Genomic DNA, 22,718 nt, shown 5'->3' on the forward strand with positions numbered 1-22,718 from the left:
GAAAAGCCCCTGCACTTGCAGGGGCGGTATTCATGTGACGCTTTCTATCTTTATTCTCAGCTTTCTGATTATCTTCTTTTCAAGCCTTGATATATAGGACTGAGAAATGCCGATACAGTCTGCTACTTCCTTTTGTGTCTTCTCCTTGCCGTCGATAAGTCCGAAGCGCATTTCCATGATCTCCCTTTCCCGGTCGCAGAGCTCCGCAACGGCGCCGCGGAGTATCTCACGCTCAGCCTCGGTCTCGATGCCCTTGTTTACGATGTCATCATCGGTGCCCAGTATATCCGAGAGCAGCAGCTCATTGCCGTCATAGTCAATGTTCAGGGGCTCGTCTATGGAGAGATCGTTGCGGTACTGTGAGGACTTCCGCAGGAACATGAGTATCTCGTTCTCGATACAGCGAGAGGCATAGGTAGCCAGCTTGATGTTTTTGGTGGGACAGAAGGTATTGACCGCCTTGATGAGACCGATAGTGCCGATGGATACCAGATCCTCTATGCCGATGCCCGTGGACTCGAACTTCTTCGCTATGTATACCACAAGCCTGAGATTATGCTCGATAAGGCAGTTCCGCGCATGAGGATCATGGGTCAGGAGTTTTTCAAATACCTCGGTCTCCTCCTCTCGCGTCAGCGGAGGGGGCAGGGTGTCGGAGCCGTTTACGTAGAATACCTCGCCTGTGAAGTGTTTTTTCAGTAATGCTTTAACTTTTTCGATGATGTTCATATTTTTACTCCTTATGCCTATATTTTCAGCAGCTTCGGGTTGAAAACGGCTTTTCCGCCGCACTCTCCGAAGCCTACGACAGCGTCTACGGTCTTTCGTCCGCTGTTTTCACAGCTTATGACCACCTCGTCGGGACGGAAAACGGGTATGAGGCTGCTTCCCGTAACGGCTGAGCAGGGCAGCAGTCTGAATCCGCGGGGGAGCCTGTCTGTATCTATCGCCGCACCTGTGAGCTCCGCAAATGACTCCTCGGGGCATATCATAACGGGAGTTCCCGTAAAATAGTCCACAAGACAGTTCCCTGTGTCGGCAAGCCCGTCAAGCCGTACTATTCGTTTTCCACTGCGTATTGTCACGGTCCAGTCTCCTGCGGGAGCCCTGTCCACAGCGTTGCGTATCAGCCTTACAGCGGCATATAGCACAGCCGTTGTAACTATAAGTATCAGCAGGGAGAAGTCTATGTAGAAGCAGCCGTTGTTGAAGTGCATGAACTGCGGCTCCAGCAGTGAATAAACGCCGTAGACCGTTCCTGCAAGTACGAAGTTTGCGCCGAAGAAGGCAGCCGTGTTTATCATGAGCCGCTTTCTGCTGCGGACTCCGAAGGCAAGGGCGACTATGCTGACTGCGGCGGCAAGCTTTACTGCAAGGGTGACCATAGTTCCCAGGTGAGGGAGCAGTATGGTCAGGGAGAACAGACTTCCGTATGCAGAGGCTGCGGCGCACCTGCCGTTTTTCAGCGGAGAATGGGTGACTCCTGCGGTGATACGCAGCAGAAAGAAGTTCACATAGATGTTGAGGACGATAAGTACGTCGATGTATATGGTCTCCACTAAGCACCTCCCGTCATGCTGTCTGTAATACATTATAATGCAGCAGGTCCGCGGAATATGTCACAATCTGTCCTCAACGTCAGATTTGACAGAGGGAGAGATAATATGCTAATATGAGAAAAAAGACTTCGGAGCGTTCATATGAACTATAACAAAACAATTTTCTCCTGTTTTACAGGCTATATCGTTCAGGCGATAATAAATAACTTTATACCGCTGCTGTTCATTACCCTGCAGGGCAGCTACGGTATACCACTGAGCAGGATAACCCTGCTCATAACAGTTAATTTCGGTATACAGCTTGCAGTGGATCTGCTGTCGGCGTTTTTCGTGGACAGGATAGGCTACAGAGCTTCTGTTGTTTCTGCTCATGCCTGTGCAGCAGGGGGGCTGATACTGCTGCCGGTACTGCCGGAGATAATGCCACCCTTTGCAGGCATTCTTGCTGCAGTAGCGCTTTACGCTGTGGGCGGCGGACTTATAGAGGTGCTCATCAGTCCCATCATGGAGAGCTGTCCCACAGACAATAAGGAAAAGGCGATGAGTATGCTCCACTCTTTCTACTGCTGGGGACAGGTGGGAGTAGTGCTGCTGTCAACACTGTTCTTCACCATTGCAGGGTTGGAAAACTGGAAGCTGCTGTCAGTAATATGGGCAGTTATTCCCGTAGTCAATGGTATACTCTTCCTGAGAGCTCCCATAGCTCACCTTATATCCGAAGGAGAGAGTGGCATGAAGTTCGGGGAGCTCCTCAGGAGCGGCACCTTTCTTCTGCTTCTGCTCATGATGATGTGCGCAGGAGCAAGTGAGCTTGCGGTCAGCCAGTGGGCTTCATTCTTTGCAGAGAGCGGTCTCCGTATCAGCAAGACCGCAGGTGACCTGGCAGGTCCTATGGCTTTTGCGGCACTTATGGGTGCCTCGCGCTGGTTCTACGGAAAATACGGTGAGCATATCTCGCTTGACAGGTTTATGATAATCAGCGGACTTCTCTGTGCAGCTTCCTATCTGATGATAAGCGTTGTTCCCGTGCCTTCCGTAAATCTGGCCGGCTGCGGGCTATGCGGACTTTCCGTGGGCATAATGTGGCCCGGCACCTTCAGCAAGGCGGCGGCTTCACTGAAAAGAGGGGGCACCATGATGTTTTCACTGCTTGCGCTTGCAGGTGACGTAGGCTGCTCATGCGGACCTTCACTGGTGGGGGCTGTCAGCGGCGGCACTGGCAGCATGAAAAAGGGTATACTTGCAGCAGGAGTATTTCCTGTACTTATGGTAGTCGGAGTGATACTGCTGAAAAAGAAAAATACTGAAAAATAGTTCTGCTATTGACAAGGCGGTATTAATGTGCTATAATATCTTTTTCCCGAACAGCACGGCGTCTTGCAGGACTGCTCCGGAAAAATGATAAATCACGGCATATCCATGCAGAAAGGAAAGGGTGAGTTATGAAAATCGCAGTATTCTCGGATATTCACGGAAATCTCAAAGCACTGAAGACAGTGCTCAGACAGATAGGGGAAAGGAACGCTGACCTGACTGTATTTCTGGGAGATATTTTCCAGCGTGGCAACGAGGAATTTGAGTGCCTTGAGCTGTTAAAGGAAAGCGGTATCATCTGCCTTAAAGGCAACTGTGAGCTGTATGCGGAGCACGGAGTGGATGTAGACCCCGATGTTGAGCATCTCAGGGAGTATTATGACGGTATCAGGAGCAGACTGACAGCTGAGCAGACGGAGTTTATCAGTAATATGCCGCTGTTCTATGAGACGGAGTGCTGCGGACATAAAATGCGCTTTTCTCATTTTCTGTTCCTTGATGTTGATGCGCCATATCCCTTTTTGCCGCTGTCAAGCCTGAAAAACGGAGACTTTGACAAGGCTTGCCTGAGCGCCGAGGTAAAGAAGTATGACCTTGCAGCGGTGGGGCATTCTCATCAGAATTTCGTGAATGAGAATGTCGTATCAGTCTCGGCAGCCGGTCTGGAGGGCGCTTCATGGCTGCTGATCGAAGCTGATGAAAAGTCTCTGAGCTATGAGCGTATAAGTATAGAGTGACAAAAAATGCCCCGAAGCGGTATTCGCCTCGGGGCATGGTTTTTTATACACTATAAGAACTCATGATCATTATAAAAGCGGAAGGAGTATAGCTCCCAGTATCATAATGCACGCGAGAACAAGGACCAGTATTCTCATCCAGAGTTTTTTGTCTTTGCCGCTGACACTTTTCTTCGCATTCTTAGCCATGGGAAGGGGCTTGATGTTCTGCTTTTTACTGCTCATTCATATCACCTCAATGTCTTTTTTTAGTACGTTTTTTGCGGTTCGGTATGTAATCCGAATATATATCGGATTTCTTCCTGTTTCCGTAAGCCGACTTTTTTCTGTCGAAACGGGGCTTTGAGTCGCCGCGGCGGCTGCTGTTCCTGTCGGAGAAGGGGCTGCCCTTGTAGAGCTTTACCTCCACCTTATTGCCGTTTATCTTCATGGAGTCGGAGCTTTCGATGATGTAGTCGCACTCAGCTTCGGGCACCTCAACGGTGGTGTGTTCGTCGTAGATGTCGATCTTTCCGAAGTCCTTGCCTGTCATTCCCGTAGCGTCCACCAGGGCGCCGAGGATAAAGTTGGGAGCGATACGGCGGTTCCTGCCGATATTGATGACTATCCTTGTGGTCTTGGCACCGCTGTTCCTGCCCTTTCTGATGGGACGTGTGCCCTCTATCTCGGGGAGAGCGTCTGTCTCTGCCTGAAGCTGCTTTGCAAGGACTCTTGCGGCAGCCTCGCGGTAGTCGATACCCATGCCTGCCAGCCTGTCAAGAATATCATAGGCGTTGTGACCTGCCTGTGCCTCGGAGATCTCCTTTATCATAGCCTCTTTTTTCATGGCGATGATGTCGGACTTCTCGGGGAGAGGCATCTCCCTTATCTCGGCGTGGGTGTACTTCTCAATGGCGCGGAGATCGTAAAGCTGACGTCTTCCGCTGATGAGAGTATAGGCGGAGCCTGTTCTGCCGGCTCTGCCCGTTCTGCCGATACGGTGGATATAGTACTCGTTGTCCTGGGGGAGGTCATAGTTGAATACGGCGTCAACGCCGCTTACGTCGATACCTCTTGCGGCAACGTCCGTAGCAACGAGTATCTCGGCAGCCTTGTTCTTGAAGCTGTTCATGACCTGAGTGCGCTGTATCTGCTTCATATCGCCGTGGAGACCTGCTGCGCGGAAGCCGCTTTTCACAAGCTCCTCTGTGAGCTGATCTACCATAGCCTTGGTATTGCAGAAAACCATAGCCGACGAGGGCTTGTATGCAGCAAGAAGGAGCTTTAAGGCATCGGTCTTCCTTCCCATAGCCACTTCAAAATAGAACTGCTCTATGAGCTCAACGGTCTTCTGTGCGGACTTTATCTTTATATGTACGGGATCACGCTGATACTTTTCCGTGATCGCCATGATCTCTTTGGGCATGGTTGCGGAGAAGAGCACTGTCTGTCTGTCCTCGGGAACATCTGCCAGTATGGACTCGATGTCCTCACGGAAGCCCATGTTAAGCATCTCGTCAGCCTCGTCCAGTATAACTGTGCGGATATTTTCAAGCCTGAGCGTTCTCCTGCGGATATGGTCCATAACTCGTCCGGGAGTACCTATAACTATATTGGCGCCGCGCTTCAGCTCATGTATCTGCTTTTCCATGCTTGCGCCGCCGTAGACAGCTGAGGTCTTGACGCCTTCCTTGAACTTTGCGAATTTGCGTATCTCCTCATTTGCCTGCATTGCAAGCTCACGGGTGGGGCAGAGTATAAGAACTACCGCAGACTTTCTGTCGGCGTCGGTAATGCTCTCAACAGCGGGGATACCGAATGCAGCGGTCTTGCCCGTACCTGTGTTGGAGCGCCCCACAACGTCCCTTCCTTCGAGGAGCAGGGGGATACTCTGCTGCTGTATCTCCGTCATCTCCGTATATCCCAGCTCGTCAACGGCACGGAGAAGCGCCTGCGATAAATTAAGCTCGTTAAAATTCATTTCGTTACCTTTCTTCCTTCATTATTCCAATACAAACTATAATAGCACAAAAAGCGGAAAAGGTCAAGGGCATTTATTGCGTTATATTGTATTTTTTCCGGTTTTCACCATTATTGACAAATAATGGGATATGGTCTATAATATTCATCAAGCCCTGCAATGGGCAGAAAACAGAAGAGGTTGATGATATGATACAGGATATAGCCCCCAGCAGGCTTTATAACAGCTACATAAAAACGGATATATGTGAGGGAGACTTCCTTCTCTGCTTCGACAGTGAGGGGAAGCTCCTTACAGATACAAGTGGAGACCGCATAGTATTTCCAAGATATGAAAATGAGGAGCAGCTCTCTGCGGTCTATGCTTTTTCCGTAGATGATGAGCGCTATTTCATAGTGCTATCGGAGTGCAGGGACTCCGGAGCAGGCTTTGAGTATAAGGGACTCCGTACACTCAGGGACAGCTTCGGCGGAAAGGAGCTCTTTGCAGCATTTACTGCCTATCACCTGTGGAGGTGGTACAGCGATAACCATTTCTGCGGCAGGTGCGGCGGAAAGCTTTCGCTGCACGGTCGGGAGCGTGCCCTTGTCTGTGAGAAGTGCGGGAATGTGGTCTACCCCAGGATTAATCCTGCGGTGATAGTGGGCGTCATAAAGGGGGACTCCATACTCGTGACCCGCTACCGCAGCGGCTACGCTCATAATGCCCTTGTGGCAGGCTTCACCGAGATAGGCGAGACCCTTGAGGAGACCGTCGCCCGTGAGGTCATGGAGGAGACAGGAGTAAGGGTAAAGAATATCAGGTACTATAAGTCACAGCCCTGGGGTATGGCTCAGGATATGCTTGTGGGATTTTACTGCGAGGCTGACGGCAGCGGCGAGATTCACATGGACGAGAACGAGCTGAAATACGCGGAATGGGTAAAGCGTGAGGACGTAGTGCTCCAGCCAAGTGATATAAGCCTTACAAATGAGATGATGAAGCTGTTCAGAGACGGCAATATATGACAGCCGAAAGCTCCCGTAAAATATAACGGGAGCTTTCTGTTATAGATTGAACCTATAACCTGATATAATACATAGGTATTTGACAAACGCCTACCAAAGTGATATGATATGAGTAAAGAAAAACACAGGGGTGTTGATAATGAGTAAAAAAAGGTGTATCACCAATTCCGAGCGAATGTGTCGGAATTAAATCTACAGATGATAACAAACTATATTATTTTTGAAAGGAAGTTCAGTTATGAGCAATTATAAATTTGAAACTATACAGATACACGCAGGTCAGGAAAATCCCGACCCCGCTACAGACGCAAGGGCAGTTCCGATCTATGCCACCACTTCATATGTATTCAAGGATTCCGCTCAGGCGGCAGGCCGCTTCGGACTCACAGAGGGCGGAAACATCTACACCAGACTGATGAACCCCACCTCGGACGTTTTCGAGCAGAGGATAGCTGCTCTTGAGGGCGGCGTGGGAGCTCTTGCAACAGCTTCTGGCTCTGCGGCTATCAGCTACGCGATCCAGAATATCGCCACGGCAGGGGACCACATCGTTTCATCGGTGAACCTCTACGGCGGCTCCTATAATCTTCTTGCACACACTCTCAAGGATCAGGGACTTACCACAACTTTTGTTGATCCCTCAGACCCCGAGAACTTTGAGAAGGCTATCCGTCCCGAAACAAAGCTCCTCTACGCTGAGACTCTGGGCAACCCCAACTCCGATGTTATCGACATCGAAGCTATCTCTGCCATTGCTCACAAGCACGGTATACCGCTTATCGTGGACAATACCTTTGCAACTCCCTTCCTTCTTAGACCTATCGAGCACGGCGCTGACATAGTAGTTCATTCCGCAACGAAGTTCATCGGCGGACACGGTACGGTAATGGGCGGTGTAGTCATCGACTCCGGCAAGTTCGACTGGGCTCAGAATGACAAGTTCCCCGGACTTTCAAAGCCCAATCCCTCCTACCACGGAGTAGTTTTCACAGAGGCTTGCGGCAATCTTGCCTATATCCTCAAGCTCCGCACCACTCTCATGAGAGATCAGGGTGCAACTATTTCGCCCTTCAACTCCTTCCTGCTCTTACAGGGACTTGAGACCCTTTCCCTCCGTCTTGAGCGCCACACTGAGAACGCTCTCAAGGTTGTGGAATTCCTGAAGAACCACCCTCAGGTGGCACAGGTGAACCACCCCTCTCTCGCCACTGGCAGAGCTAAGGAGCTTTATGACAAATACTTCCCCAACGGAGCTGCTTCCATCTTCACATTCGATATAAAGGGCACTGCTGAGGACGCAAAGAAGTTCACCGAGAGCCTTGAGCTGTTCTCTCTCCTTGCAAACGTAGCCGATGTAAAGTCACTGGTAATACACCCTGCTTCCACCACTCATTCACAGATGAGCGAGGAGGAGCTTCTCTCCGCAGGCATCAGACCCACAACAGTGAGACTTTCCATAGGTACAGAGCATATCGATGATATTATCGCAGACCTCCAGCACGGATTTGATTCGGTAAAGTAAAAAGCGAATGGCATTTGCAGAGAAGCAAATGCCATTTTTTATTTTGTCTTTAGTTTTATCAGGTCTTTTATGACCTCTCCGCCGATGATAAGTCCTGCTACGGAGGGGACGAATGCGTTGGAACCCGGAGTGGAGCGCCTTGCGGTGCCTGTTCTCATGTCGGTATTGCCTGAGCCGTCCTCGGCAGCTATGCCTTTAGGGGCAATGGGCTGTTCCTTTGAGTAGACCACCTTCAGCTTCTTCACACCGCGGCGTTTCAGCTGATAGCGCATGACCCTTGCCAGAGGGCATACTGAGGTCTTGTATATATCCGCCACCTCAAATGCAGTGGGGTCCACCTTGTTTCCTGCGCCCATGGAGCTTATAACGGGAACTCCCGCTGCGTTTGCCTGCATGATTATCTCTATCTTGCCCGTGACGGTGTCGATGGCGTCCACAACGTAGTCATACTGCGAAAAGTCCAGCTTGTCGGCAGTTTCGGGCATATAGAACATTTTGTGGCAGGTGACCCTGCATTGGGGATTGATGTCGTGTATACGCTTTTCAGCCGCGTCCACCTTGTACATACCCACGGTAGAGCCGAGAGCGATTATCTGGCGGTTTATATTGGTAACGCAGACCTTGTCATCGTCGATGAGGTCGATAGCTCCCACTCCCGAGCGTGCCAGAGCTTCAACGGTGAAGCCGCCCACACCGCCCACACCGAAAACGGCAACGCGGGAATTTGCCAGAATATCCATGGCTTCCTCGCCGAAGATGAGTTGAGTTCTTGAAAAAATATCGGACATATCTTACTCCTTATCCAGTGCAGTCAGGTCAGAGGGCTCATAGCGGTTGTGCCCTTTGAGACTCTTTTTGTACTTCCAGCACTTTATAGCGTCGCCGAGGGAGCTTCCCTTGTTATCGGCGAAGAAATCGCGGATATAGGTGTTGTACTCAAACTGACTGTCAATGGTAGTTTTGCTGTGCTTTTTCTCCTCAATGATGAGGCGGTAGGCTTCGATAGCGTCGGCATAGGACTTGTCACCGTTGGTTTTGAGCCATTTCTGGAAAGCCACATTGAAGGAAAAGCTCTTGCCTAAATGCGCCTTGAAGAAGGCACGGTGGACCTCAGAGCATACGAAGTTTTCGCCAATTTTTCCGTCCATTGCTATGGGAGCGGAGTCGGCAGCGCTTCTAATTCTGCTCTTTGCAGCAGGCAGCAGCACCTTCCCCGTATCAAGAAAATGAGCTATCCTCTCGGTGAGCTGAGTTTTGCTGCCGGAAACGGGCAGACCGTTCTCGCGGCAGAACCCGAGCAGCTCCTCCTTGAGGTAGTAATAGCTTCGGAAGACTTTGCTGTCCAGTCCTTTTTTCAGTTCCGGTCTGTCTGACATAGCTTGCTCCTTTACAGTTTTATCTCCATGTAGCCGCAGGTAAAGGGGAAAAAGTCGAACTTTTTCGTGCCCACATGGACTGCTCCGTGTTTTTCGTACCATTTGCGGAGTACGGTGTTTTCCTCAACGATGCTGAATACCAGCTTTGTGCAGCCCATAGTTCTTGCCTCCTCACAGGCGTCCATGAGCAGCTTCTCGCCGATATTCCTGTGTCTGTATTCGGGGAGAACGCAGAGGTTGTTCAGCTCACACTCTCCGTTTTCGAGCCGGAGCAGTGAATAATAGCCCACCATTCTGCCGCCATCGGAGTAAAATGCGTACATGGGGCGCTGTTCCTTATCATACTGTGAAAGCAGCTTCTCTTCGGTAGTTGCAAAAGCCACGAACCGCGGCGCATTTTCCAAAGTGAAGCCGAACTCGTCCGCCACGGTCATGAAGCTTGTCTTTATGACCTTTACACATTGGGGAATACTGTTTCTGCCTATCTTACATATGCCTCTGAACTTTTCCAGACGGTAAACGTGTTCATCGTCCACCTCTGCTATACCGTTTTTGTAGTCATAGCCGAAATGCCTGTAAAACTGACAGCCTGTTATAGATGAGGGTATCTCTATACGCTTTGCACGGAGGAAGAATTCGTCCTTTTCGAGAGTTTCCATGATGAGCCTGCCCACGCCTTTGCCCTGATATTCGGGAAGCACGAAGATAGTGAACAGACTGCTCTCGTCCTCCTTGCCCCAGTAGGGACCGATAGCGCCGACGCCTATTATCATTCCCTCATCTTCGACTACATACATATGTGTCCAGCCTGCACGGTCAAGTATGTTTTCGGGCTGCTGGCTTTTGACTACCTCCTCCATGAGCTCGGCAGGGTAGTCCTTGACGTTGGATATTCTTATAGTCTTTATGACCAGAGCGGACACCGCTTCTGCGTCCTGCTGTTCAAATCTTCTTACGGTCATATTAAAGCTCCTTTACATATTTATCATTTTTTCGTACAGGCTATGGTCGGCAGACATTGCGACAATAGTCATTGCTGTGGCGAGATCAAGTATAGCGTGGCTTATCATCATCGGCAGCGGATCGCGCTTTTTGTAGTAATGAATGCAGAATATAACGGTCAGCGGAAGAAATGAGATAAATCTGTAGATCATGTACTTTGCATCAAACAGTGTAGGTATGAAGCAGTGCTGGAGTGTGTAGAAAAAGGCAGGGATAAGTATTGCTGCAAACTTGTTCTTTATCTGATTGACGCCTCCGCCGAGATACAGACCGTCCTCAGCCAATGCTGTAGTAACGGGAAGTACAGCGATGTTCAGTATGGCGGGAATGAGCGGTATCGGCTCTACTATCATGGGTGGTGAATACGGTAAAACTCCGTAGCAGATATAGCCTGCGGCATACAGCCCTGCCGTGCCGATGAAAATGAATACTATAGTAAGGAGTATTGTTTTCTTTACGGGAGTTTTGCCCTTTTCATAGGCGATAAGCTCCCGATAGCTGCTGCCTGCTTTTCTTGCGGATATAACAAGAAAAAGAATAGTCAGTATATTTACTGCGGAGGCGACTATGGTCCACCAGCAGCTTATTTCGCTGAATTCCCTGCCTGTGATGAAAGCTCCGGCAGCAAATATCAGCAGAAATAATATACATCGGGCAGGCAGAAAGTATTTCAGACAGCTTGTTTTATTCATGGCACTTCCCCTTTTACGGAACTGCTTTGTGAGCAGTGATGATAGTATAGCTGTATGCGTTTACAGTGATGACCGCACCGCCGACAGCTGCGTACCAGTTCTTGCCGCGTCGCTCGATCACGGCTTCGGGAGAGCATATCTGTTCCCTGCACCATTCCACCACATCGTCGCAGTCAAGACTTAGATTGCGTCTTATACGAACTGCGCCAAGCTCCGTGGTGTGGAGCTTGGCGATATTTTTGATCAGTTCCATTATTCGGTTATCTTTCTTGCCTCGATGTAAAATCTCTTGTCCTCGGCGTGACCCATGGAGAATGTCTTTCTGGGGAGAGCTCCGTCCTTGATAACGGTGGGGAAGAGCTGAGACTTGTCCATATCGGGGAGAATGAAAGCGAGACCGCTGTGCTTATCAGCCAGGGACTTGACTGTATCGGCGCCGTGGATATAGTCTATCTTTCCGCCGTTAGTCTTGATATAGCCGTCAAGGAAGTTCTGGAGAGAACCAACGGAGAGATTAGAGGACTTCCTATTGATGTAGAGCTTCTTCTCGGTGCCGCAGCATGAGCAGATAACGTACTGGTCGGACTCCTTTGTTTCGGAGAGCTCAAGAGCGGCAGTGAGCTCATTCATGAGCTTGTCGCAGTCAACATCGTAAACAAGGCGGTGGATAGCCTCAAATTTGAGGGCGTCACTGTGGAGGTTTACTATCTCAGCCAGAGCATATCGTGCAGGGTGGTTTGAGAAGTCCTTGCCGGGATCAGCCTTTTTCAGCTGCTCGTAGAACTCCTTTGCGGTAGCCAGTGAGTGATTTCCGTCGCCCATAGCATAGAGGAGAACGGGAGTGTCGCTGAGACCGTACTTCTTGCAGAAAGCATCGGGGTCAGCCAGAGCGCAGAGCGCCTTGTCAACAGCCTCCTGTGCGGACTTGTCCATGAGCCAGCCCTTTATGCTGCCGCCCTTCTGCATGAGCTCGAAATCGTAGAGCTTGCTGTCATCGGAAACGCTCTTTGCAAGGGGCTCGATAACGGTGTTGTCGGGGTCGTCAATGAGTATCATTATATGGGGAAGCTCAAGGGGAGCGCCCTGTCTTACCTTTATACGGGGAGGTATACGCTCGATGACAGTAGCCTCGGTAGCTCTTACCTCGGAGGTGCTGCCCTTGGAGAAGTCGTACTTTTCGAGGTCGATCGCGCCCACGATACCCTGACGGAGGATACCGTTGCTCTGGACTCTCTCAACGTATACCATAGCGTCCTTGTACTCGGTGAATATGCCGTCAGCAAGGTACTTGTCCATAGCGGAGTGGATATTGTCAATGCGCTGAGCAACGCCGTCCTGCTCGAGGTAGAGCTCGGGGAGGATAAGGTTCAGCGTTGAGGGAGCGCTTCCTACGGTAGCGCTTACCTCGTCCCAGTACTCAGGCTCGCTGGTGTACTGGTCGCAGGCAATAACGGACCACTTGTGCATATCGCAGTCCTTGGGGATAAGAATGTCAGCAGAATGAAAAGCAGTTGAGTTCATGGTAAATACTCCTTTATAGTTATTAGTTTTTAGTGCTCAGTGCTTAGTATGGGCGGACGCCCAAGAGTTTAGAATTGAGAGTTGATGTGCTCTCTTCGCACACATTATTTCAATAAGTCGTCGTCGGACGACACAACAGCTCTCAACTCTGAAATTTTTTCATTTCATTGAAGAGCCTGCCCACGGGGAGTCCAACCACATTGAAGAAATCCCCGTCGATGCGGGAGATGAGCGCGGAGCCCAGCCCTTGGATACCGTATCCGCCTGCCTTGTCATAGGGCTCGTCGGTGTCGGCGTAGGACTCTATCTCCGCAGAAGTAAGCTCACGGAAAGTAACATCGGTCACCTCCGAGAAGGAGCTGACTTTGCCGCCGCTGATAATGCAGCAGCCCGTGACCACCTGATGAGTGCGTCCTGAAAGCTTGGATATATCGGCAATGCACTGTGCCCTGTCCTTTGGCTTGCCCAGTATCTCGCTGCCGCAGATGACGGTGGTATCGCAGCCGATAACGACGCAGTCGGGGTACTTCTCCGCCGCAGCCTTTGCCTTCAGCACCGCCAGGTACCCGGAAGCCTCCATGGGCGGTATATCCTCGGGGAGAGTCTCGTCGCAGTCCAACGATACCGCCTCGAAGTCCTCGGTGATGTATCTCATAAGCTCACGCCGTCTCGGCGAAGCAGATGCAAGTATTATTTTCATGATTCACGACCTTTGTTCGGGTTGAAAAATTTTTTCGGAAAATGTGACATTTTGTTCGACAGCAGCGATAGTAAGAGAGCGGAGTCTGCGGCTCTTGTCTCACCTTGGCTGTAACTGCCCATATTTTTCGCTCATCAACGGAAAAATATATCATTAATAATTCTATCACATAGCCTATGGTATGTCAAGGCAAAAGCTCCGCTCATTGTAAATTTTGTATCAGTATTGGGCGAAACTTTTGAAAAATTTTTACTATGTCATTTTTGTGTCACTATTGTTTTTTGACAATAAATGATGTATAATTAAAAGGTATTTGTTAAAAAGAAAAGAAGGTTAGGATAATATGAATGAAAATCAGATCGGCGGACCTCGCGGCTTTAACGGTCCTCCCAGTGGAATAGGCGGACCGCCACCGGGTGCAGGCGGACCGCCTCCCGGAGCAGGCGGATCTCCCCACGGTGGATTCGGGGGACCTCCTCAGGGCGGAAATCCGCTGGGGAACGCGCCTGTACGCTCACTTATGATGAAGTTCGCCATACCGAGTATCGTAGGTATGCTGGTCAGTGCCCTGTACAACATGGTGGATCAGCTGTTTATCGGAAAAGCTGTTGGTACTCTGGGAAATACGGCGACCTCGATCGCTTTCCCGTTCACCACGGGCTGTATGGCACTGGCGCTGCTCCTCGGAATAGGCGGAGCGTCCTGCTTCAACCTTACTATGGGTATGGGCGACAAGAAGCGAGCTCCGTATTTTGCGGGAAATTCTCTTTCTCTGCTGTTTACCAGCGGTGTGATACTGTCGGTGATCACACTTGTGTTCCTGACGCCGCTGCTAAAACGCTTCGGAGCTACCGACGCGGTCATGCCGTACGCCAAGGAATACGTAAAATATACGGCTTTCGGCTTTCCGTTCCTGATACTTACAACAGGCGGCGGACATATAATCCGAGCGGACGGAAGTCCCAAGATCACCATGATATGCAACATCACTGGTGCGGTGGTCAATACCATACTCGACGCGGTGCTTGTTCTCGGTCTGGACTGGGGAATGAAGGGCGCAGCTATCGCAACGGTCATCGGACAGCTCATATCTGCTATTATAGTAGTGGTATACTGCTTCAACTTCAAGACCGTTTACCTCTTCGGCAGGCATCTGCTGCCCAAGGCGAACATAGTCAGCAGGATATGCTCTATCGGAATGGCTTCCTGTTTCAATCAGCTTGCTATTGCCATAGTTCAGATAGTTCTCAACAATTCGCTCAGACACTACGGTGCGCTTTCAGAGTACGGAGCAAACGACCCCATCGCAGTTGCGGGAATAGTCATGAAGGTAAACATGATCGTGTTCTCAATAGTTATCGGACTTGCACAGGGAACCCAGCCTATCGAGAGCTTCAACTACGGTGCACAGAAGTACGACCGCGTAAGAAGTGCTTTCTGGATGGCTGTTAAGGCAGGCGTCATAATATCTGTCATAGCTTTTGTGGCGTTCCAGCTGTTCCCGAAGCAGATACTCGGAGTATTTGCAAATGATCAGGCAAGTGAAGGTTATTATAAGTTCGGCGCGAAGTTCTTCCGGATATCCTTCTTCTTTACATGGATAAACGGTCTTCAGCCCATAACTTCCACATTCTTCACATCTATAGGAAAACCTGTAAAGGGCGTATTCCTTTCACTTACAAGGCAGATACTGTTCTTCATACCACTTATGCTGGTGATGCCGCTCTTTTTCCAGATCAACGGCATACTTTATGCAGCTCCCGTTGCTGATGCACTTTCGGCGTTAGTGGCTATCATTATGGCAAGGCATGAATTCAAGGTCATGAGGGACATGGAATGGTACTGATGATCCGTACTATTGATTAAAATAAAAATAAAAATCCCGCAGTATTGATTTATTGTGGGATTTTTGTTATAATATTTGGGTGAGTGCTGGGGCATAGCCAAGCGGTAAGGCAACAGACTTTGACTCTGTCACCCGTGGGTTCAAATCCCGCTGCCCCAATTCAGTAAAGCTCCGTCAGGTAATGGCGGGGCTTTTTTATTTGAATCCATAGCTCAGAGACAGGTAAATACTGCCGCTGATATATACCTGTGGAAGTACTAAAATCATGATATTTTTTTCACAGAAAAGGTGCTGTAATGCGCTGTTGGTTATTTGCGCGAAAAAAGAGACTATTTTACATAATATAAAAACTATATTACACATTGATAAAATGTAATAGTCTTCTACAAAAATACATATGGTAAATTTGACTTGTTTCAAAGCAGGCAGGCAATAGTGAAAATAGTAAAATGGTATATGTTTTTTATATAATAAGAAATGGCTTGAATACGCGGAAAACTGTGATTTGTGAATTCTGTTTTAAAACGACTTTGGTATTTTGCATATATTTACGCCTCGTATATTATACAAATCCCCAAATAATTGGAAAGTGTATTGACATGACGAAAAATAGGGTGTAAAATAATATTATAAATATAATTAACATCATCTTCCGAGAGGAAGCGTCCACTATCAGGGGGTAGTATTATTATGAAGAAGTTTTTTGCGGCAGCTGCGGCAGCTGTCATGATAGCAAGCTTTGTATCCTGTGGAAAGGATCAGGCAAACAATGGCTCGGCAAAGAAAAAGATAGGTATCGCAATGCCTACACAGGACCTCGAGCGCTGGAACAACGACGGACTCTATCTTCAGAAGCAGTTTGAAGATGCCGGCTATGAGGTTGAGCTTACTTTTTCAAAGAATGACGCTACTAAGCAGAACAATGATGTCCTCGGTCTTATCTCACATGACGTTGACCTTCTCCTCATTGCGCCGGTAGACGGAACTCAGATGTCAAAGACTCTTGAGGAAGCAAAGGCGAAGAATATCCCTATCGTTTCTTATGACCGTCTTATCATGAATACAGACGCCATAACATATTATATCTCATTCGATAACTATAATGTAGGAAAAATGCAGGCAGACTATGTTATAGATCAGCTCGGACTGAATATGACCAGCGGTCCTTATAATGTAGAGTTTGTTGCCGGTGATTCAGGCGATAACAATGCCCGCTATTTCTTCAACGGTGCTTATGAGACTCTCAAGCCCTATATCGAGTCCGGCAAGGTAGTAGTACCCTCGGGAAAAACCACCTTCGAGCGTGTTGCTACTTATGAATGGGCATCTGATAATGCAGAAAAAGATATGAAGGGCACTCTTGCTGCAAACTATAAGGATAAGAACCTCGATGTAGCTCTCTGCTCCAATGATTCCACAGCTCTCGGTGTTACAAGGGCAATTGCTTCCGATTATAAGGGAAGCGGTCAGCCTATCATCACAGGTCAGGACGGAGACATCAACAACCTCAGAAATATCGTTGACGGCAAGCAGGCAATGACAGTTTATAAGAATTTAAACGATGAGGCAGGAGTTGCTCTTGAAGTCTGCAAGAAGCTCCTTGACGGAGAGATACCTGCTGCAAAGCTTACCGAGTCGCTCAACTGCGAATGTGAATTCGATACCGAGTCATACAATAATGGTGTAAAGTATGTACAGTCCTATCTGCTGGTTCCTTATGTTATCACAAAGGATAACCTCCAGCTTCTGGTCAATACAGGACTTTACCAGTGGGACAGCAATAATAAGTATCTCGAGCTTGTAAAGTAAAATTTAAGGGACTGACCCCGGCGGTCGGTCCCTTTTTTCTTGACACTGTCAACTGCTTATGTTATAATTCTATTAAATCAGAACGTGCGACGAGGTGAAATAGAATGAAAAGGAAAGATTACATAAGCTGGGACGAGTATTTCATGGGCATCGCTATGCTCTCAGCACAGCGCAGCAAAGACAATTCCACACAGGTGGGAGCCTGTATCGTAAATGACAAGCACAAGATAGTTTCCGTTGGCTATAACGGAATGCCCACAGGCTGTGATGATGACGATATGCCCTGGGAACGCGAGGGTGACACCGCTCTCGACACTAAATATCCCTTTGTATGCCATGCTGAGCTGAACGCTATCCTCAACAGCAGCTTCGGAAGCCTCAGCGGCTGTACACTCTATGTTACACTTTTTCCCTGCAATGAGTGCGCAAAGGCTATAATCCAGTCGGGGATAAAGCGTGTGGTCTACAAGTGCAACAAGTACGCCGATACCGACAGCGTAAAGGCTTCATGTATACTTTTTGGAAAGTGCGGAGTTTCCGTTGAGGAGTATGCTCCCAGCGGCAAGGATATAGTTCTCTCCGTCTGATGAGGTGAAAGCTATGATGATGAAACGAATTAACTGCTCGGTGCAGTAACAAGAGGGAACGTCCCACCGAGTAAGAATAGTTCCCGTACTGCACCGTTATAATAAAAATATTATTATAAGGAGCAGTTTTTATGAACGTATATCTTGAAAATCTTGAACGTATTGAATTCAGCGTGACGATGTGCTGCACAGGCAGGTGCAGGCATTGCAGCCAGGGCGACCATTACGGTTACAGCGGACATATCGACGGTACAAGAGCTGCGGAAGCGGTCGAAAGGGTGTGCCGTTACTATGAAATAAAGTCGCTGATGACCTTCGGGGGAGAGCCGCTGCTGTTTCCCGAGACTGTCTGCGCTATACAGAGCGCAGCTGAAAGAGCTGGCATTCCGCGGCGCGAGATCATCACCAACGGCTTTTTCAGCAGGGACAGCCGCCGTATCGCAGAAGTTGCACATATGCTTGCGGAAAGCGGCGTGAACCGCGTAATGCTGTCGGTCGATGCCTTCCATCAGGAGACTGTACCATTGGCTCCTGTGGAGCTTTTTGCGGAGCGCGTAAGAACTGAAGGCATACCTGTTGAGATACATCCGGCATGGCTGAAGGCTCCCGAAGCTGACAATGAGTTTGACGGAAAAACCCGTGAACTGATGAAAAGCTTCCGTGAAAATGGCTATTCTGTCTCTGAGGGAAATATCATTTTCCTCAAGGGCAAGGCTGTGGAGCTGCTTGGCGGCGCTGCTGATGAAGCTCCTGCGGACCCCTATGAGGAGGATCCCGGGAATATCCGCTCACTGTGCTTTGATGCGGACGGCGGTGTGCTGGGAGGAAGCATATACAAAAACGATATTATTGACATAATAAAGGCGTATTCGCCTGTATAAAAAACAATCCCCGTGGGTTACCCACGGGGATTTTCTGTGATCAGAGCTTTTTCAGGTGCCTGGACTGCTTTTTCTTGCGCTTTTCGGCGTACATCATGTTATCGGCATCTGTAACGAAATTGAAGATGTCTTCGCCCTTCTTTGGCTTGGCGATGGTGTAGCCTGAGCTTGCACTTAGTATGAACGGGTTTTCTCCGCTTGCGTTTATCCCGGCAATATTTGCTTCGATACGCTGTGTGAGCTGCTGAGCCTGTTCCTCGGTGTAATCGGCACCGAAAACTATGAACTCATCTCCGCCGAAACGACAGAATATCTCGCCGTCTGTGCAGGAATCGCGGAGCACGTCTGCGATATTACAGATGGCACGGTCTCCGACATCGTGACCGTAGGTATCGTTGATTATCTTTAGCCCGTCCAGATCGATGAACATGAGCATTATGTCACGTCCGTTTTCCATGCAGTCATGGTATATGTCATTTGTTGCCTGAACAAATCCGTTTCGGTTGTATATTCCCGAGAAGGTGTCCTTGGTGTATAGGTTTGCGAGACGGTCTACCGCGTATTCAAGGCACATGAGCTTTCTCAGGTTTTCAAGGGAATTGCATATATTAATGCATAAGGTCTCGAACATTATATTCTGGAGGGGGATCCTTGAGCTCCTGATAGCCATATATCCGAGACAGCGCTCGCCGAAGTGCAGGGGAGTTACATAGTAGAATTTTCCCTTTTCTCCTGTTTTGGCTTCGGGAGGGAATATCTCACGGGACTTTATCCTTCCGCAGTCGATGAATTCGCCGTTTACATAGGCGATGGGGACTATGACCTCTTCGGTATAGGTCATGGGGACGGAAAGGTCGGCGCCGTCCATAGTTGCAGAACTGTCCACAGCCAGCTCTGAGTCCCAGTTGTCGCAGAGACAGAAGTAGAACTCATCGGGGTGTATCTCCACTGCGTTGCGCTTCAGAGTGGCGATATAGTCATTATAGTTGTTGCAGGCTTCAAGCTGTGTGGACATCCTGTTGAGGACCGACATATATGACTGGACGCTCTCAAAGTTGGAGTAATTGCGGAAGTTGAGCTCCTTGAGCTTGCTGACGTCGGAAAGTGCATTATGGTGACAGCCGCAGCTCTCGGTGAACCGCGGAGACATATTGAGGATAACGTTCCTCTGCTGCTGCAATCCGCTGAAATGCTCATGGAGCATCTTGCAGGCAAGCCTTCCGGACATGGCAAGGGGACGTTCAACAGATGTGAGCTCCACCTGATAGTTGTGGCTGTTATAGGTATTATCGAAGCCTGTTACGGCTACGTCATCTGGCACTCTGAGACCATGGGCCCGGAGAGCGGTAATGGCAGAGGCTGCCATAACGTCATTTGCGCAGATGATAGCTCTGGGCATATGGGGGAGATACTCGATGAAGTGCTCCACCGCTGCCTTTCCCGTGGGAGTACGGAAGTCTCCGTAATATATGGCGTCATCGGAAATGCCAAGACCGTTTTCGCTGAGAACGCTGCAAAATGCAGCCAGTCTGTCGGAGCTCTCCGAATTGTCGGCGGGACCCGAGATATAGGCGAAATCCTTATATCCGTGGACGTTTATCATGTGTTCGGTTATACCGCGCATGGCGGTTTTGTTGTCTATGCCGATGTGATAGAAGCAGGGGATATCCTTGTCTATGCTGACTGCGGGTATGCCTGCGCGCTTTATCTTGTCGATTATATCGTTAACCACAGGCTGATAGGAGAGAGTATTGGTAAGGAGGATAGCTCCGTCGAAGTCGGTGAAATCGGTGAGGCTGAATATGGTGAACTCGCCTATCTCATGCCGCGGATTGTTCATCTCGCCGCTGAAGGACACGAATGCAGCGATATTGAGCCCGAATTCGGCAGCACCTGCGGATATTCCGCTGAGTATAGTGCTCTGGTAGCTCTGTCCGATCTCCTCGATTATAACTGCGATACGTTTTATGTCCATTTCACTTCCCCCTTTCTCCCTTTTTGTATTCATTTGAGACAACTCTACATATATTTTACTATATTTTTTGAAGAAAATCAATAGATTTTTATTATAATATTCATTGGATATATTTACTTTTTGTTAATATTATTATCCTTAGAGTAATATGTACAGGATTATTAACAAAATTGTCCTGACGACGAAAAGACGAAAAACTTCTCGGATTTTTGGATAATTTATAATAAATGCCGAAAATCAAGCTGTATATTGACAAATCCCTAAAAAACTGTATAATAATTAGTAGGGGATAACGTCATTCTTAATGGCTTTATCAAAATAATTCCGAAACTGTGCCCGATGCACAGGCGGAAATGCTGCGGAGGGAATTTATGAATATCTGGCACAAGATCAGCCCAAAGAGAATAAATCCCGAAGATTTTATCGCGGTGATCGAGATCGGCAAGGGTAGCAAGATCAAATATGAGCTTGACAAGGAAACAGGTCTTATAATCATGGACCGTATCCTCTACACCTCAACTCACTATCCCGCGAACTACGGATTTATACCCAGGACTTATTCAGACGATAACGACCCCCTCGACGTTCTGGTGCTCTGCTCGGAGCAGCTCATGCCGCTTACACTGGTAAGATGCTACCCCATCGGAGTGATAAGAATGCTTGACAACGGACACCGCGACGATAAGATCATCGCGATACCCTTTGACGATCCGAACTACAATATGTACAAGGATATCGAGGAGCTTCCGAAGCACGTTTTCGATGAGATGACACATTTCTTCAAAGTCTACAAGGAACTTGAAAACAAAACAACAGCCGTTAACGAGGTCGATCATGCAGACATTGCAAAGGAGATAATAAGCGGAGATATCGAACGCTATATCGACAGCTTCTGCAAGTAAGCACTGCTCGTACCGAAAATGACTAAAAAGCGAAAGGAGTATCGCGCGTAAAAACGTGCGAAAACAGTTTTATGACAGCTTCAAGTGAAATTTTATTCGGCAGCGATTCAAATGTCGCACCTATCGGTATCATCGCTATGAACAGCGTTACCGAGCTTGGCAAGAAGATCGACGATTACCTCGTTGACTGGGCAGGAAAGGGCGGCATAAATGTCGATACCTTCCTGGTAGAGAGCGAATGCCCCCGTTTTTCCTCGGGCGACGGCAAGGGACTCATCAAGTCCACTATCCGCGGCAAGGATCTCTTTATCATCGTTGATGTAGGAAACTACAGCATCAAGTACGACTATTTCGGAATGAAGAATGCAATGTCTCCCGACGATCATTTCCAGGATCTCAAGAGGATCATCCAGGCTGCAAGCGGTAAGGCTCACCGCATAACTGTTATAATGCCTACTCTTTACGGCGGACGCCAGCACAGAAGAAGCTACCGCGAGTCACTTGACTGTGCCTGCGCTCTTCAGGAGCTTGAGGCTATGGGCGTATCAAATATCGTATGCTTTGACGCTCACGACCCCAGAGTCCAGAACGCTATCCCGCTCATGGGCTTTGACAATGTAATGCCTACATATCAGGTACTCAAGGCTATGCTCAAGGACATAAAGGATCTTGACTTCAATAAGGACAAGTTCATGGTAGTAAGCCCTGACGAAGGCGCTCTCAACAGAAATATGTATTATGCTTCTGTTCTCGGCGTTGAGATGGGTATGTTCTACAAGAGAAGAGATTACTCCACTATCGTTAACGGACGCAACCCCATCGTTGCTCACGAATATCTCGGTAACCCTGTTGAGGGCAAGGATATTTTCGTTTCTGATGACATCATCTCATCAGGTGAATCCATGCTGGATCTTGCTTATGCACTCAAGGAGAAGAAGGCTGGCAGGATCTTCGCCTACGCTACATATACCATCTTCACAAACGGTCTTGAAAAGTTTGACAAGGCTTACGAGGAAGGCACTCTTGACGGCGTATTCGGTACAAACCTCACATACAGGACTCCTGAGCTCCTCAGCAGACCCTGGTTCCACGAGGTCGATGTTTCCAAGTACATCGCATACTTCATTGAAGCTATCAATCACGACGTTTCTATCAGCAAGATCATCGATCCTCATACCAAGATCGAGAACCTGCTCAAGAAGTACGGCATGAAGTAATAAATGTTAAGGCACTGTTAACAAACGGTGCCTTTTTCTTTTGTGAAAATTGCGTGAAACCTTTGTTTAAAGCCAACAAGAATATTGACAAATATTAGTCAAAGTGCTATA

At 48.6% G+C, this 22,718-nt stretch carries 22 protein-coding genes and 1 tRNA gene; 11 read left to right on the forward strand and 12 right to left on the reverse strand.

The genetic code is table 11. The features are described from left to right. Nucleotides 1-30 precede the first annotated feature (30 nt). Together sigE and T488_RS0107400 are read right to left on the reverse strand one after the other, a co-directional pair. Nucleotides 31-729 carry an RNA polymerase sporulation sigma factor SigE gene (sigE, locus tag T488_RS0107395; RefSeq protein ID WP_028520209.1) on the reverse strand — a complete coding sequence of 233 codons (699 nt, stop codon included), beginning with the start codon at nt 727-729 and terminating at the stop codon, nt 31-33. Between the two features lie 17 nt (nt 730-746). After that, nucleotides 747-1,559: a sigma-E processing peptidase SpoIIGA gene (locus T488_RS0107400; protein ID WP_028520210.1), complete on the reverse strand. Its 813-nt coding sequence runs from the start codon at nt 1,557-1,559 to the stop codon at nt 747-749. Between the two features lie 141 nt (nt 1,560-1,700). On the opposite strand from T488_RS0107400, the gene T488_RS0107405 reads away from it, so the two are divergent. Next, nucleotides 1,701-2,873, forward strand: coding sequence for an MFS transporter (locus T488_RS0107405; protein WP_028520211.1), 1,173 nt, complete (start codon nt 1,701-1,703; stop codon nt 2,871-2,873). Nucleotides 2,874-3,001: 128 nt separating this feature from the next. After that, the gene (locus T488_RS18735) at nt 3,002-3,610 is read left to right on the forward strand and encodes a metallophosphoesterase family protein (RefSeq protein WP_028520212.1); all 609 of its coding nucleotides are present in this window, start codon (nt 3,002-3,004) and stop codon (nt 3,608-3,610) included. A gap of 69 nt (nt 3,611-3,679) precedes the next feature. Here the strand turns inward: T488_RS18735 and T488_RS19590 are convergent, their stop codons facing one another. Both T488_RS19590 and T488_RS0107420 read right to left on the reverse strand, forming a co-directional pair. Continuing rightward, nucleotides 3,680-3,835: a hypothetical protein gene (locus T488_RS19590; RefSeq protein WP_155267183.1), complete on the reverse strand. Its 156-nt coding sequence runs from the start codon at nt 3,833-3,835 to the stop codon at nt 3,680-3,682. Between the two features lie 10 nt (nt 3,836-3,845). After that, the gene (locus tag T488_RS0107420) at nt 3,846-5,570 is read right to left on the reverse strand and encodes a DEAD/DEAH box helicase (RefSeq protein ID WP_028520213.1); all 1,725 of its coding nucleotides are present in this window, start codon (nt 5,568-5,570) and stop codon (nt 3,846-3,848) included. A 188-nt stretch (nt 5,571-5,758) separates the two neighbouring features. Here T488_RS0107420 and nudC point away from each other — a divergent pair, with 188 nt between their 5' ends. Both nudC and T488_RS0107430 read left to right on the forward strand, forming a co-directional pair. Beyond that, nucleotides 5,759-6,577, forward strand: a complete 819-nt coding sequence (gene nudC, locus T488_RS0107425) for an NAD(+) diphosphatase (RefSeq protein ID WP_028520214.1) — start codon at nt 5,759-5,761, stop codon at nt 6,575-6,577. A gap of 238 nt (nt 6,578-6,815) precedes the next feature. Further along, on the forward strand, nt 6,816-8,099 hold the full coding sequence (locus tag T488_RS0107430) for an O-acetylhomoserine aminocarboxypropyltransferase/cysteine synthase family protein (RefSeq protein WP_028520215.1): 1,284 nt from the start codon (nt 6,816-6,818) through the stop codon (nt 8,097-8,099). A 38-nt stretch (nt 8,100-8,137) separates the two neighbouring features. On the opposite strand, the gene T488_RS0107435 is transcribed toward T488_RS0107430, so the two are convergent. The 7 genes from T488_RS0107435 to T488_RS0107470 form a co-directional block, all read right to left on the reverse strand. After that, entirely contained in the window at nt 8,138-8,887 is a 750-nt protein-coding gene (locus T488_RS0107435; protein ID WP_028520216.1) for a tRNA threonylcarbamoyladenosine dehydratase, read from the reverse strand. A gap of 3 nt (nt 8,888-8,890) precedes the next feature. After that, nucleotides 8,891-9,475, reverse strand: a complete 585-nt coding sequence (locus T488_RS0107440) for a DUF6434 domain-containing protein (RefSeq protein WP_028520217.1) — start codon at nt 9,473-9,475, stop codon at nt 8,891-8,893. A gap of 11 nt (nt 9,476-9,486) precedes the next feature. Next, nucleotides 9,487-10,437 (reverse strand): GNAT family N-acetyltransferase, encoded by a 951-nt coding sequence (locus T488_RS20110; protein WP_242838315.1) that lies wholly within the window; start codon nt 10,435-10,437, stop codon nt 9,487-9,489. A 12-nt stretch (nt 10,438-10,449) separates the two neighbouring features. After that, nucleotides 10,450-11,169: a CPBP family glutamic-type intramembrane protease gene (locus T488_RS0107455; protein WP_028520218.1), complete on the reverse strand. Its 720-nt coding sequence runs from the start codon at nt 11,167-11,169 to the stop codon at nt 10,450-10,452. 13 nt (nt 11,170-11,182) lie between these two features. Next, nucleotides 11,183-11,422, reverse strand: coding sequence for a DUF3781 domain-containing protein (locus T488_RS0107460; protein WP_028520219.1), 240 nt, complete (start codon nt 11,420-11,422; stop codon nt 11,183-11,185). Beyond that, nucleotides 11,422-12,690 (reverse strand): DUF1015 domain-containing protein, encoded by a 1,269-nt coding sequence (locus T488_RS0107465; protein WP_028520220.1) that lies wholly within the window; start codon nt 12,688-12,690, stop codon nt 11,422-11,424. Before T488_RS0107465 ends, T488_RS0107460 begins: the two co-directional genes overlap by 1 nt. Before the next feature lie 142 nt (nt 12,691-12,832). Further along, nucleotides 12,833-13,390 (reverse strand): Maf family protein, encoded by a 558-nt coding sequence (locus tag T488_RS0107470; protein ID WP_028520221.1) that lies wholly within the window; start codon nt 13,388-13,390, stop codon nt 12,833-12,835. Nucleotides 13,391-13,733: 343 nt separating this feature from the next. Between T488_RS0107470 and T488_RS0107475 the strand changes: the two genes are divergently transcribed. The 5 genes from T488_RS0107475 (at nt 13,734) to T488_RS0107495 (ending at nt 18,513) form a co-directional block, all read left to right on the forward strand. Next, nucleotides 13,734-15,236 carry an MATE family efflux transporter gene (locus T488_RS0107475; RefSeq protein ID WP_082320468.1) on the forward strand — a complete coding sequence of 501 codons (1,503 nt, stop codon included), beginning with the start codon at nt 13,734-13,736 and terminating at the stop codon, nt 15,234-15,236. Between the two features lie 87 nt (nt 15,237-15,323). Further along, nucleotides 15,324-15,395 (forward strand) — tRNA-Gln (locus tag T488_RS0107480). A gap of 531 nt (nt 15,396-15,926) precedes the next feature. After that, complete coding sequence (locus T488_RS0107485) at nt 15,927-17,045, forward strand: substrate-binding domain-containing protein (protein ID WP_082320469.1); 1,119 nt, start codon at nt 15,927-15,929, stop codon at nt 17,043-17,045. A gap of 104 nt (nt 17,046-17,149) precedes the next feature. Next, the gene (locus T488_RS0107490) at nt 17,150-17,632 is read left to right on the forward strand and encodes a deoxycytidylate deaminase (protein ID WP_028520224.1); all 483 of its coding nucleotides are present in this window, start codon (nt 17,150-17,152) and stop codon (nt 17,630-17,632) included. Nucleotides 17,633-17,763: 131 nt separating this feature from the next. Continuing rightward, entirely contained in the window at nt 17,764-18,513 is a 750-nt protein-coding gene (locus tag T488_RS0107495) for a radical SAM protein (RefSeq protein WP_028520225.1), read from the forward strand. A gap of 40 nt (nt 18,514-18,553) precedes the next feature. On the opposite strand, the gene T488_RS0107500 is transcribed toward T488_RS0107495, so the two are convergent. Next, nucleotides 18,554-20,488: a substrate-binding and GGDEF domain-containing protein gene (locus T488_RS0107500; protein WP_028520226.1), complete on the reverse strand. Its 1,935-nt coding sequence runs from the start codon at nt 20,486-20,488 to the stop codon at nt 18,554-18,556. A gap of 371 nt (nt 20,489-20,859) precedes the next feature. On the opposite strand from T488_RS0107500, the gene T488_RS0107505 reads away from it, so the two are divergent. Together T488_RS0107505 and T488_RS0107510 are read left to right on the forward strand one after the other, a co-directional pair. Then, nucleotides 20,860-21,390, forward strand: coding sequence for an inorganic diphosphatase (locus tag T488_RS0107505; protein WP_028520227.1), 531 nt, complete (start codon nt 20,860-20,862; stop codon nt 21,388-21,390). A gap of 71 nt (nt 21,391-21,461) precedes the next feature. Continuing rightward, on the forward strand, nt 21,462-22,607 hold the full coding sequence (locus T488_RS0107510) for a ribose-phosphate pyrophosphokinase (RefSeq protein WP_028520228.1): 1,146 nt from the start codon (nt 21,462-21,464) through the stop codon (nt 22,605-22,607). Nucleotides 22,608-22,718 lie beyond the last annotated feature (111 nt).

Origin of the sequence: Ruminococcus flavefaciens ND2009, from assembly GCF_000621785.1 — a bacterium.
GTDB lineage: Bacteria > Bacillota > Clostridia > Oscillospirales > Ruminococcaceae > Ruminococcus > Ruminococcus flavefaciens_C.